Origin of the sequence: Pseudorhizobium tarimense (assembly GCF_022968135.1) — a bacterium.
GTDB lineage: Bacteria > Pseudomonadota > Alphaproteobacteria > Rhizobiales > Rhizobiaceae > Neorhizobium > Neorhizobium tarimense.
Window position 1 is genome coordinate 1 of the sequence record NZ_JALJRA010000038.1, and the last position, 10,617, is coordinate 10,617.

At 60.0% G+C, this 10,617-nt stretch carries 16 protein-coding genes, 2 tRNA genes and 1 pseudogene; 3 read left to right on the forward strand and 16 right to left on the reverse strand.

Going from position 1 to position 10,617, the window contains the following annotated elements; all coding sequences use genetic code 11:
• Positions 1 to 221: LysR family transcriptional regulator (locus MUU54_RS23995; RefSeq protein WP_247246460.1), on the reverse strand; the 221-nt coding region annotated here is incomplete at its 3' end.
• Between the two features lie 119 nt (positions 222 to 340).
• On the opposite strand from MUU54_RS23995, the gene MUU54_RS24000 reads away from it, so the two are divergent.
• Positions 341 to 598, forward strand: coding sequence for a helix-turn-helix domain-containing protein (locus MUU54_RS24000; RefSeq protein WP_376742270.1), 258 nt, complete (start codon positions 341 to 343; stop codon positions 596 to 598).
• A 91-nt stretch (positions 599 to 689) separates the two neighbouring features.
• Here MUU54_RS24000 and MUU54_RS24005 read toward each other — a convergent pair.
• From MUU54_RS24005 to MUU54_RS24050, 10 genes are all read right to left on the reverse strand, one after another.
• Positions 690 to 765, reverse strand: a tRNA-Phe gene (locus tag MUU54_RS24005).
• Positions 766 to 920: 155 nt separating this feature from the next.
• Positions 921 to 1,133: a DNA gyrase inhibitor YacG gene (yacG, locus tag MUU54_RS24010; RefSeq protein WP_247246462.1), complete on the reverse strand. Its 213-nt coding sequence runs from the start codon at positions 1,131 to 1,133 to the stop codon at positions 921 to 923.
• 2 nt (positions 1,134 to 1,135) lie between these two features.
• Complete coding sequence (locus MUU54_RS24015) at positions 1,136 to 1,756, reverse strand: Maf-like protein (protein ID WP_247246463.1); 621 nt, start codon at positions 1,754 to 1,756, stop codon at positions 1,136 to 1,138.
• Between the two features lie 31 nt (positions 1,757 to 1,787).
• Complete coding sequence (infA, locus tag MUU54_RS24020; RefSeq protein ID WP_004435948.1) at positions 1,788 to 2,006, reverse strand: translation initiation factor IF-1; 219 nt, start codon at positions 2,004 to 2,006, stop codon at positions 1,788 to 1,790.
• Positions 2,007 to 2,129: 123 nt separating this feature from the next.
• Complete coding sequence (locus MUU54_RS24025; protein ID WP_247246464.1) at positions 2,130 to 2,618, reverse strand: arsenate-mycothiol transferase ArsC; 489 nt, start codon at positions 2,616 to 2,618, stop codon at positions 2,130 to 2,132.
• Positions 2,615 to 3,088 (reverse strand): UPF0262 family protein, encoded by a 474-nt coding sequence (locus MUU54_RS24030; protein ID WP_247246465.1) that lies wholly within the window; start codon positions 3,086 to 3,088, stop codon positions 2,615 to 2,617. Before MUU54_RS24030 ends, MUU54_RS24025 begins: the two co-directional genes overlap by 4 nt.
• A 2-nt stretch (positions 3,089 to 3,090) precedes the next feature.
• The gene (gene hisD, locus MUU54_RS24035) at positions 3,091 to 4,389 is read right to left on the reverse strand and encodes a histidinol dehydrogenase (RefSeq protein WP_247246466.1); all 1,299 of its coding nucleotides are present in this window, start codon (positions 4,387 to 4,389) and stop codon (positions 3,091 to 3,093) included.
• Positions 4,390 to 4,433: 44 nt separating this feature from the next.
• Positions 4,434 to 4,874 carry a DUF2948 family protein gene (locus tag MUU54_RS24040; protein ID WP_247246467.1) on the reverse strand — a complete coding sequence of 147 codons (441 nt, stop codon included), beginning with the start codon at positions 4,872 to 4,874 and terminating at the stop codon, positions 4,434 to 4,436.
• A gap of 93 nt (positions 4,875 to 4,967) precedes the next feature.
• On the reverse strand, positions 4,968 to 6,260 hold the full coding sequence (gene murA, locus MUU54_RS24045) for a UDP-N-acetylglucosamine 1-carboxyvinyltransferase (RefSeq protein ID WP_247246468.1): 1,293 nt from the start codon (positions 6,258 to 6,260) through the stop codon (positions 4,968 to 4,970).
• A 116-nt stretch (positions 6,261 to 6,376) separates the two neighbouring features.
• Positions 6,377 to 6,589, reverse strand: a complete 213-nt coding sequence (locus tag MUU54_RS24050) for a hypothetical protein (RefSeq protein ID WP_247246469.1) — start codon at positions 6,587 to 6,589, stop codon at positions 6,377 to 6,379.
• A 149-nt stretch (positions 6,590 to 6,738) separates the two neighbouring features.
• Between MUU54_RS24050 and MUU54_RS24055 the strand changes: the two genes are divergently transcribed.
• A tRNA-Thr gene (locus tag MUU54_RS24055) sits at positions 6,739 to 6,813 on the forward strand.
• A 615-nt stretch (positions 6,814 to 7,428) separates the two neighbouring features.
• On the opposite strand, the gene MUU54_RS24060 is transcribed toward MUU54_RS24055, so the two are convergent.
• The 4 genes from MUU54_RS24060 to MUU54_RS24075 all read right to left on the reverse strand — a co-directional run bounded on the left by MUU54_RS24060 (position 7,429) and on the right by MUU54_RS24075 (position 9,645).
• Positions 7,429 to 7,893: an SRPBCC domain-containing protein gene (locus MUU54_RS24060; protein ID WP_247246470.1), complete on the reverse strand. Its 465-nt coding sequence runs from the start codon at positions 7,891 to 7,893 to the stop codon at positions 7,429 to 7,431.
• Positions 7,886 to 8,233 carry an ArsR/SmtB family transcription factor gene (locus MUU54_RS24065; protein WP_247246471.1) on the reverse strand — a complete coding sequence of 116 codons (348 nt, stop codon included), beginning with the start codon at positions 8,231 to 8,233 and terminating at the stop codon, positions 7,886 to 7,888. The genes MUU54_RS24060 and MUU54_RS24065 overlap by 8 nt, the downstream gene beginning before the upstream one ends.
• Before the next feature lie 165 nt (positions 8,234 to 8,398).
• Positions 8,399 to 8,902: a VOC family protein gene (locus MUU54_RS24070; protein ID WP_247246472.1), complete on the reverse strand. Its 504-nt coding sequence runs from the start codon at positions 8,900 to 8,902 to the stop codon at positions 8,399 to 8,401.
• 491 nt (positions 8,903 to 9,393) lie between these two features.
• Complete coding sequence (locus MUU54_RS24075; protein WP_247246473.1) at positions 9,394 to 9,645, reverse strand: hypothetical protein; 252 nt, start codon at positions 9,643 to 9,645, stop codon at positions 9,394 to 9,396.
• Positions 9,646 to 9,896: 251 nt separating this feature from the next.
• On the opposite strand from MUU54_RS24075, the gene MUU54_RS24080 reads away from it, so the two are divergent.
• Positions 9,897 to 10,151, forward strand: coding sequence for a basic helix-loop-helix domain-containing protein (locus MUU54_RS24080; protein ID WP_247246474.1), 255 nt, complete (start codon positions 9,897 to 9,899; stop codon positions 10,149 to 10,151).
• Between the two features lie 230 nt (positions 10,152 to 10,381).
• Here MUU54_RS24080 and MUU54_RS24085 read toward each other — a convergent pair.
• Positions 10,382 to 10,617 (reverse strand): annotated as a pseudogene (locus tag MUU54_RS24085) (hypothetical protein); the annotation flags it as partial.

Here is a 10,617-nt window from a genome sequence, read left to right on the forward strand (position 1 = left end):
TCACCGAGGATCCTGATGCAGCGGTCGTAGAAGACTTCCCCTGCCCGTGTCAGCTCCACCTTCCGGGTCGTGCGATGCAGCAGTTGCACCCCCAGATGCTTCTCCAGCGCCTGCACCTGCGTGCTCAGCGCCGGCTGGGCAATACACATCCGCGCTGCCGCCCTGCCGAAATGCAGCTCCTCGGCCACTGCCACGAAGTAGGAAAGCTGGCGAAGTTCCATGAGGTGCCTCCTCTACCGGCGCCGGGTCGTCCATCGGATGCGAAGCCGCCTGATTATCTGAATTTAAGATAGCTGGAAATCAGATTTAATTAAAGACCCATCTTGCAAAGGTGGGCTCCGTGACGAAGACCCTTGGAACCAGACGGCATGAAACCCTGGTCGCGTTGCTGAAAGAGAAACGTGAAGCAGCAGGCCTAACTCAGACAGAGCTCGCGACGAACCTCGGGGAATATCAGTCTTTTGTTGCGCGCTTGGAAAGCGGACAGCGTCGCATTGACGTGGTTGAATTCTTGGACTTGGCCAGGCTCTTGGACTTCGACCCGCTCAAGGTCATCCACGAACTCCTAAGCGTCGAGCACGATGATCTGGAACGGTAAACGTCGCCGCGACGCGCCGAGATCACGACACGGACCATACCAGCAGTCACTGCCTTCGAGGTGGACTTGGCTAAAGGGAATTTGCACGAAATGGTGCCCGGAGGCGGATTTGAACCACCGACACGCGGATTTTCAATCCGCTGCTCTACCAACTGAGCTATCCGGGCATCGAGGCTTCAATCAGCCTTCCGGCGCAGGCCGGCGGGGGTTTCTCCCCCGGAAGCGAGCGGGGTTATAACATCTTGCTCGCCTATGTCCAGCACCGCCGAACACTTTTTCGACGCGAGTTCGCGATTTTCTGACGTCCCTCGGGCAGACGCTGTCAGGCTTCGTTCTCCCCGCCACCAGCCTTGGATTCGTCATCCGCCAAGGGGATCGCGTAGGAGCCTTTCAGCCAGCGTGAGAGATCGAGCGTGCGGCAGCGGTCGGAGCAGAATGGATAATGCTCACGATCAGACGCCTTGCCGCATTCCGGGCAGGGCCGTGCCTTGCGCAGCGGCTCTATCTTCCCGCCGGGTTTGATGGGCGAGGACATGGTCAACCTTCCGGCCAGCGTGCCTGAACGTCGAACCCTTCTCCGGACAGCAGCGAAAGGGTTTCGTAAAGCGGCAGGCCCACGACGTTGGTGTAGGAACCGACCATCTTCTGAACGAAGCTACCGGCGATTCCCTGGATGGCATAGGCGCCGGCCTTGCCGCGCCACTGGCCCGACGCGATGTAGTTGTCGATCTCGTGGGCCGAGAGCCGTTTGAAGCGCACCTTGGTCTGGACGACCTTCTGCCGGAACTGGCCGCCCGGCGTAACTAGACAGATGCCGGTGTAGACCCAGTGGCCGCGCCCCGAAAGAAGATGAAGCGCAGAGGCCGCCTCTTCGGTGAATTCCGTCTTCTCCAAGATACGCCGACCGACGGCGACGACGGTGTCGGCCGAGAGGATGTAGCTGTGGCGCCAGGCAAGATCACCCTTGATGGCAGCAAGGGCTGCCTCAGCCTTCTCCGACGAGAGACGGCGCGCCAATGACCGCGGATGCTCGGATTTCTTCGCTGTCTCGTCGATGTCCATCGGCATCATACGATCCGGCTCGATTCCCGCCTGGTTCAGCAGGTCTATGCGTCTCGGCGAACCGGAGGCAAGGATGAGTTTTTGATCAGACGCCATTGGCTTCAGCCGATCTGCCGCTTTGGAGGCGTCACTTGAAACGGTAGGTAATGCGGCCCTTGGTCAGGTCGTAAGGCGTCATTTCCACTAGGACCTTGTCGCCGGCCAAGACGCGGATGCGGTTCTTGCGCATGCGGCCGGCGGTATGTGCGATGATTTCGTGTTCATTCTCGAGCTTCACCCGAAAGGTTGCATTCGGCAACAGTTCGGTCACGACGCCCGGAAATTCGAGGACTTCTTCTTTAGCCATCTATGGATGTTCTTCCTGTCGGTTGATATTGGGCTGGACAGATTGCCCGCCCGCAAATTTGCGCGGAAACTACACAATCATGTCCGGTTTGTGAACTCGCATAATTCCAATTCGCATCGTGCCTTAGGGCGTCTCTGCCTGCGGCTTCCTGAACCTGGAAAATTGCTCGTCGATCCGTCGCCAAAGGCTGTCGCGAACGTCCCGATAAGCGGCAAGCCGCTGTTCTCGAGTTTCGCCTGCCGCCGTAGGGTCCAGCGTCGGCCAATAGATGACGGACACGGCGTTGGAACGGGTGAGTTCCAGTGCCGCATGGTGGGCTTCCGGCGTCAGCGTGACGATCAGATCGAAGAAGTCATCTTCCAGATCATCCAGCGTGCGCGGCTTATGCTTGCCTATGGATAGGCCCATCTCGTCGAGGACGACGTCGACGAAGGGATCGCGCTCACCGGTGCGAACCCCTGCCGACTGGACATAAATATCGGGCGCGAGAAGCTGTTTGGCAATGACTTCGGCCATCGGCGAACGGATCGCATTCCAGCCGCACATGAAAAGCACTGCACCCGGCTTCTCCGTCACTGCCTGTTCGGCCGACGACTTCTCCATCGCCGTCATCCGCGCCAGTAGAGAACGCAGACGAGCGTGAACAGACGCCTCGCCGTGTCGAAGTCCATCCTCACCTTGCCCTCGAGGCGGTCGAGCAGCGTCTGAGAACCCTCGTTGTGGATGCCGCGCCGGCCCATGTCGATCGCCTCGATGCGGCTCGGCGTCGCCGAGCGGATCGCCTCGTAGTAGCTTTCACAGATCATGAAGTAGTCCTTGATGATCCGCCGGAAGGGCGTCAGCGACAGGATGTGTATCGCGACGTCCTCGCCCGCTTCCGTGGTCACGGTGAACACTAGCTTAGCATCGACCAGCGAAAGCCGCAGGTGATAGGGCCCGCCCGAGTGCCCTACCGGCTCGAAATTGTTTTCTTCCACAAGATCGAAAATTGCGACCGCACGCTCGTGCTCGACATCCGGGGTGGAGCGGCCGATAGATTCGTCAAGGACGACGTCGGAGAGCCGGAAATCGCCCTTCGGCATCCCTAACCTCCGCGGTTCAACCGGATTGAAACAGAGCGCGCATGCGCATCAAGCCCTTCCGAATGGGCAAGCGTGATGGCGGCCGGCGCGAGTGCCGCCAGTTGCTCCGGCCCGAGGCGCAGGATGGATGTGCGCTTTACATAGTCGAGCACCGAAAGCCCCGAGGAGAAGCGTGCCGAGCGTGCCGTTGGCAAGACGTGGTTCGACCCGCCAATATAGTCGCCGATCACTTCCGGGGTGTGACGCCCGACAAAGATCGCGCCGGCATTGCGTATGCCTGACAGCAGCGCGTCCGGATCGGCCACCGCCAGTTCGAGATGCTCGGCGGCGATGCGGTTGGCGAGCGGCAGGGACGAGGCCAGATCCTTCACCAGGATGATGGCACCGAAATCGGCCCAACTCTGGGCTGCGGTCTGCGACCGGGAGAGCGTCTTCAGCTGGCGCTCGACGGCCTGCTCGACCGCTTCTCCGAATGCGCGGTCGTTGGTCACGAGGATCGACTGTGCGCCAAGATCGTGCTCGGCTTGGGCGAGAAGGTCTGCCGCAATCCAGTCCGGATTGTTATCGCGATCGGCGATCACTAGGACCTCCGAAGGGCCGGCAATCATGTCGATCCCGACCTGTCCGAACACCTGCCGTTTGGCCGCGGCAACATAGGCATTGCCGGGCCCTACAATCTTGGCAACAGGTGCGATCGTTTCTGTGCCATAAGCCAGCGCTGCCACCGCCTGCGCGCCACCGACGCGATATATCTCGGAGACGCCGGCAATCCTTGCGGCAGCAAGGACGGCGGGATTGACGACGCCGCCGCCCGCGGGCACGACCATGACGACCCGCGGCACGCCCGCCACCTTGGCCGGCAGCGCGTTCATCAGGACCGAACTGGGGTAGCTGGCCGTGCCGCCCGGAACGTAGAGCCCCACTGCGTCCACCGCCGTCCAGCGCGAACCGAGGCCGACGCCAAGCGCATCCTCGTAGAGATCATCCTTCGGCATCTGGCGCGCATGATGCTTCTCGATGCGCTCGGCCGCCAGACGCAGCGCGTCGAGCACATCCGCAGACGTCGCCGCTACCGCCGCATCGATCTCCTCCTCCCGGACGCGCAGCCCTGCGCTTGCAAGGTCCACCTTGTCGAAGCGGGCAGAGTAGTCGATCAGCGCTGCATCGCCACGTGTGCGTACGTCATCGATGATAGCCTTGACGACGGCGTTCACATCGTCCGACACCTCGCGCTTGGTGGAAAGGAAAGCGGAAAACCGTTCCTCGAAATCCCCCGATGCCTGTTCCAGCCAGATCGCCACTCGACAGTCCCCTTCATGCAGTGCGCCCGAGAGCGCGGCCTTACCTATTCCTCTTCGGGATGCTGCGGCATGCGCTCGGTCGCCCAGGCGCCGCCGGTATCCAGCATCTGCACCTCGATGCACTCCACGTCCAGGCTGATGGCAGCACCGCCAGCAAGCGTCAGTTCGACCGTGCCGTCCGGCCCCTCCCCCTTCTGGTCGAAGCGGATCGTCAGCAGGCAATAGACCTCGTCCAGTTTGTGACGATTGATGTCGAGGCTGCGCACCGCTTCTACCCGTTTGAAGGAAATGACGGAGCGGCGACGCTCGAAGCCCTTCTTCTTGCGGTCGGCCTGTTCCCAGACGAAGCGATTCAAGATGGCGGTGAACTGCCGGGCGCGTCGGTCGTAGCTCAAGTCTGCGACGCGGAACACGCTATCCTGCATATGTGCCGAGACAATTCCCAGATCGTCCTTGTCGAGCGCCAGAAGCTTGAGGTCAGCCATCTTTTCCCAATTCCGTTGGTGACGCAGCGGGCGTCGGTTCATCCTGGAGTGGAGATAGGATGGACCGGCACGAGAAGCAACGCCACCGGAACCTTAGTCGCTGACGCGCTCGACCTCGGCGCCGCAGCGGGTGAGCTTCTCCTCGAGACGCTCAAAGCCACGGTCGAGATGGTAAACCCGGTTGACGATCGTATCGCCTTCCGCGGCAAGGCCGGCAATCACCAGCGATACCGAGGCGCGCAGATCCGTTGCCATCACCGGCGCACCTTTCAGGCCGCTCACGCCCTCGATGCGGGCCATCTGGCCGGAGAGCGAGATGCGGGCGCCGAGCCGCGCAAGCTCCTGCACGTGCATGAAGCGATTCTCGAAGATCGTTTCGGTGATGTGGGAGACGCCGGAGGAACGGGTCATCAGCGCCATGAACTGCGCCTGCAGGTCGGTCGGGAAGCCGGGAAACGGCTCGGTAACGACATCCACCGGCTGGATGCCGTTGCCGTTGCGCACGACGCGCAAGCCGCTTTCGGTCTCGCTCACGGTGGCGCCTGCCATGCGGATCGCGTCGAGCGCGTTGTCGAGCAGCGCAGCCTCGGTACCTTCCAGGGTGACGTCCCCGCCGGCCATCGCGACAGCCATGGCATAGGTGCCGGTCTCGATACGGTCAGGCAGGACGCGGTGACGCGCGCCATGCAGCGACGTCACGCCTTCGATGGTGATGGTGCTGGTGCCGGCACCGGAAATCTTGGCGCCCATCGCATTGAGGCACTTGGCGAGATCGGCGATCTCCGGCTCGCGCGCGGCGTTCTCGATTACCGTGGTGCCGTCGGCAAGCGTCGCCGCCATCATCATCACATGGGTTGCCCCCACCGAGACCTTCGGGAAGGTATAGTGTCCGCCAACAAGTCCGCCTGTCGGAGCAGTGGCGTTCACGTAGCCGCCGTCGATCTCCATGTTGGCGCCCAGCGCCTGGAGCCCGTCGAGGAAGAGGTCGACCGGGCGGGTGCCGATGGCGCAGCCACCCGGCAGTGAGACCCGCGCCTGGCCGACACGGGCAAGTAGCGGGCCGATGACCCAGAAGCTGGCGCGCATCTTTGAGACGAGGTCATAGGGTGCGGTGGTGTCGACGACCGTGCGGCAGGTGAAGTGGATGGTGCGGGAGTAGCTTTCGGTCTGGCTTTCCCGCCGTCCGTTGACGGCAACATCGACGCCATGGTTGCCGAGAATGCGCAACAGCTGCTCGACATCGGCAAGATGCGGGACGTTCTCGAGCGTCAGCGTGTCGCTGGTCAGGAGCGACGCGATCATCAGCGGCAGCGCCGCGTTCTTCGCGCCGGAGATCGGGATTACGCCATTGAGCTTGTTGCCGCCGCGAATTCTGATGCGATCCATGAGGTCCAACGGGGGTAATCCCCGCCCTTTTTCTTGTGCAAGCGCGAAGCTGGCGTCCTTAAACGAAAACCCCGATCGCTTCAAATGAATTGAAATATGCTTGGGCGCAGCATGTGTCAGTGCGATTCGTCTTTTTTTGCGGCAGGAAGGCCCACCGCCTCGTCCGCTTCGCCCGACCGACGCGCCCGCGTTTGGCTCTTGCGGCGAAGAAGGTTCTCCCGCAGCTTCTCTGCCGCCCGCGCCTTTCGCTCCTGCGCACGGGCTTCGGCCTGCGCCTTTGCCGCAGCCTTGCGCTCCGCTACCGACGAATCCCGCTCATCCTCTGCCATTCCTCGCGAATAACGGAAGAATCAGCTGAAAAAAAGAGCAGCAGGCCCGAACCCTCGGAAAAAGGAAGTTCAAATTGCGACTTGCACTCACCCCCAAGCTATGGCAATAGGCGCTCGCTCCCGGACGAAGCGCTCCGGTGGGCGCGCAAGCTGCTATAGCTCAGGGGTAGAGCACTCCCTTGGTAAGGGAGAGGCCGAGAGTTCAAATCTCTCTAGCAGCACCATCATCCGCCTTGTTTTTCAGGACTCTTGCTGCCACAGCCACTGCGGAGGCGGTGCACTCACATGCATGAAGCAGCAGAACAAAGTACGAATTGACGTGCAGCTGCGCGCAAAATCCGTGCAGCATGTTCTTAGGGTGTTCTGGTCGTCATCGTTAGACAGCGCATAAGCGGCAGAAGGAAGCCACCGTCCCGAACGGCGATGGCTTCGCGGAAACACGCCTTTCCGGGCTAGACTGCGCCGTCTGATCTAGGTTTGTTCTGGCCTTGACATGCCAAACGGTCCGCAAGCGGTCCATGGCAGCGTTGTACTGTGGGCTTGGCCTTCGCTACCTTGGAAGCTTTGGTATAGTCAGGCCGGAACCTGGCGTTGGCCCTAGCCGGTGTAAATGAGGTCAGATTCGTGCCTGCTGGCAGCTCGCCAGAACCGGGCTAGGGCTACAACTTGGCTGCGGCTGAGCCGCCCGCATTGCCGCAACAGCCGGGACGTGTCTTCCGCTTCGCGCCAACAGGAGACATGCCAATGATCTTGAAGATATCTGAGGAGCCGGTTTACCAAGTGCCCCGCAGGACGAGCTAGTAATTGACCTCACGCTCGCCTGCTGGCGGTGGTCAAGGTCACAGACGCTGAGCGAACGCCGCGAGCTGGGTGAGTGTGGTGCCCCACCCCTCTTGGAACCCTAGCTGCTCGTGCTTCAAGCCGTCGGCTGCAGTTTTGTGCAATACCCGCGCCGAATAGAGAGTACCCGTGCTCTGTGGTTCGAACGTAATGATGGCAGTGAGCGCAAGCCAGGGCTCGATCGGCTGCCAGCCCTCTGCCAAGGTTGTGGTCCAAACCATCCGCTGCTCCGGCATAACTTCCAAAAAACAAGCCTCAACATGCGGCTTGAACTCACTGCCTTGCTCGCGCATGAGCGTTTCGAAGCCTCCGCCAGGCTTCAAGTCGAGCTTGACCACCCGGCACTCAATAGGCTTCGGTATCCACCACTGCGCAAGATGCTCCGGAGACGACCACGCCTTCCAGACTTTCGCGGGCGGTGCCTCGATAAACTTTGAAATGGTAAGTTCAGATTTTTCAGTCATCAGTTCCGTCTCCTGGCATTTGTTCTTCGACATAATGAGCAAGGCGATCTGTCGCCGCCTGCCAAAGCTTGCGTTGCTCGGAAAGCCAGTTTTCGGCCTCTTCCAAGCGCTCAACCCTGACGCGGCAGGTACGCGTTCGGCCAATTTTCTCGGTCACGATAAAGCCGCTCTCCTCAAGCACCCGCAGATGCTTCAGGAATGAAGGAAGTCCCATTTTGAAGGGTTCGGCCAGTTCCTTGACCGGGGCGGATCGCCTCAACAAGCGGCTGATCACCGCTCTTCTTGTTGGGTCTGATAGGGCGTAGAACGCGGTATCAAGTGAGAGATTATTGTTTGCCATATGGTGAACTATAGACATTAGTTCGCCGATTGGCAAGGTATTATCGATGCGTCAGTTGCAGCGACCGCTTAACCACTCTTAAAGTCTCCACAGCTCGTCCGCTTCGCCCAAGCCGTCACGGCTCAGAAGCGCCAACAGCGGACAAGTTAATTTTGAACGAGCTTCCTAAACCTCAGGACGTTCCGGCGACAGTTTGTAGCAAAGCTGCCACGAAATGCCGAAACGGTCTTCAACGAAGGCGAAGCTTTCGCTGAAACCGTAGTTGTCGGCAGGCATCATTTTCTTTCCATCAACGGATAGGACTTCCGCGAGATGCGCCACCTGGTCGCTCTCGGTGCAATCGATCCAGAACGAAAAGGACGGCGTGAAAGTGAATTGGTGGACCGGAGGGCTGTCATTCGCCATCACGGTTTGGCCCGCGATGCGTATGAGGGATGTAAAAACCTTACCTGCCATCTCATCGTGCTCATCGCCATAACGGGTTAACTGCTCGATCTCTGATCCGGGAACATAAGAAAAGGTGTGGCCTTCATCGCCTCTCTCCAAGCTTTTGCGGTCAAACGTCACATGCAAAGTAAGGCCGACATCCAGAAATCGAAAGCACCGTGGGACGCCACTGAGGGACTCAAGGCGGCAACCCTTCGTCCGCTTCGGGCCGATATCATTCATCGTCAGAACCCAACATGTGTCGTCAGCGTCGGCAGCCGATCCTCCAAGCTTAGGATGGCATTTCCCCTGTCTGCGGTGCTACAGTAACGACTTCGGCGTGAAGGAGTTTGGCCTTGATGCGTGCAATTGTTTTTCTTCTGGTCGGGGCTTTTTGCAACGCCGGGCAACGGTCAGGGTTCAGGCGAGCTTTCACCGAATACGAGTGAGCATCTTTTCTCGTGTGGGTCGGCCTTTGCGATGATAGCAAAAGTCTACGAGGAAGGCGGAGACGCCAAGAAATCCGCGGTCTACGAAACGAAGTTCGACAAGCTGGCTGGCCGAGCGGAAAGCTCTTTCAAGCAGTTCTCAGCGATCCAAAAGCGATGCAGAAGCCTATATGCAGGAGCATACAAACTCGTTGGCCGATGTTCAGTTCGATGTCTCGTTAAAGGAGCTGAGCCTGGTCTGCGCCCTAAAAACAAAGAAGCCGAACCACTCTTAACGAACGGTTATCAGCCGTCGTCACCGGTACCCATGTGCTTACCGACGCCACCGGATATCAACAGCTGCGGCGCACTCGTTCTCTTGACGTCCACGGTCATCTGCGCGATTTCGAATGCACCCGAGTGGCGGCGGGCAACACTTCGACCGGTGCGGCGGTCTCTACGTGAGAGACACCGCCCATGCGCCGAAAAGCGATACCCGATGATGAGCCGCGAGACCCGCACCTTTCCGACCTCGCCGGAAGGAAGATACTGCTCCATTGCTCCCGCTGCGGGATGCGCCGCAGATACGACGCGAGTGCCCTTCTAGCGAAGGTCGGCGACAGCTGCCTCCCCTCGCTCCGACTGCGGATCGCGGCAGCGGAAGGCTGTGAGAAGATTGGCAACCCGTACTATGACCGATGCATGCTCGTCTATGACACGGTCGCTATGGGGCTCGGATAAAGCGGGCGTTGACGGAATGCCTGCCCTGGTGGCCTTGTCGATCACACGGCCGCCCCTAAGTCGCTGCCATGCCCAACCGTTTCGTCCATATCAACTTCACCTCACCAGCGACTGAACTCGATCGAACGATGACCGTAGATGACGCTCTCGCAGTACTCGAGAAGCACATACCGGCGCGGGAACTGGATGATGCTCTATCCTTCCTAGAGATGGATCGGATGGCTGAGGGCTACTACAAGGGCTCGACCTGGTCTATCACCTTCCGGGCTGTGGAGCCACGGGATCTTGCCGACAGCCGCGGCGACTCTACCTCAAGGACATGATCATCCCGCTTCCACCAGCTGACTGTTATCCCGAGGACCGGCACCTGCTTTGCCAGCACGCGGTCGAGCTCGCTGTCCAGAACGTCGTAGCGAGCGCCGTTACGGTCGGGTGGCGGGAAGACGAGGTTCTGGGCGCGATCAGTGCGGTGACAGATCACCTGGCGCTGAGTAAAGCTGCAAATGACGAGCTCATCGCATTTCTCAAAGAGCTGAAAAGGCGAGCGGGTTGATTACTGCTGCCTTTGCAGATGCAGATCTGTAACTGCCACCATCGAGTTGGTGGCAGGATCGCGATCAAAGCTTCTGAGTCTCAAGCGGTCGGGGCCGAGCAATTCGATCTTCATTTCGGCAGTTTCGTCCCCGCGAACCGGCTCCCTTTCGACGTCTTTAGTTGACGGGGCAGTACGGTTCAGATTCAAGAATCGGATGAACCGGCCCGGCGATCCCACTGTTGAGGAGTTGATGG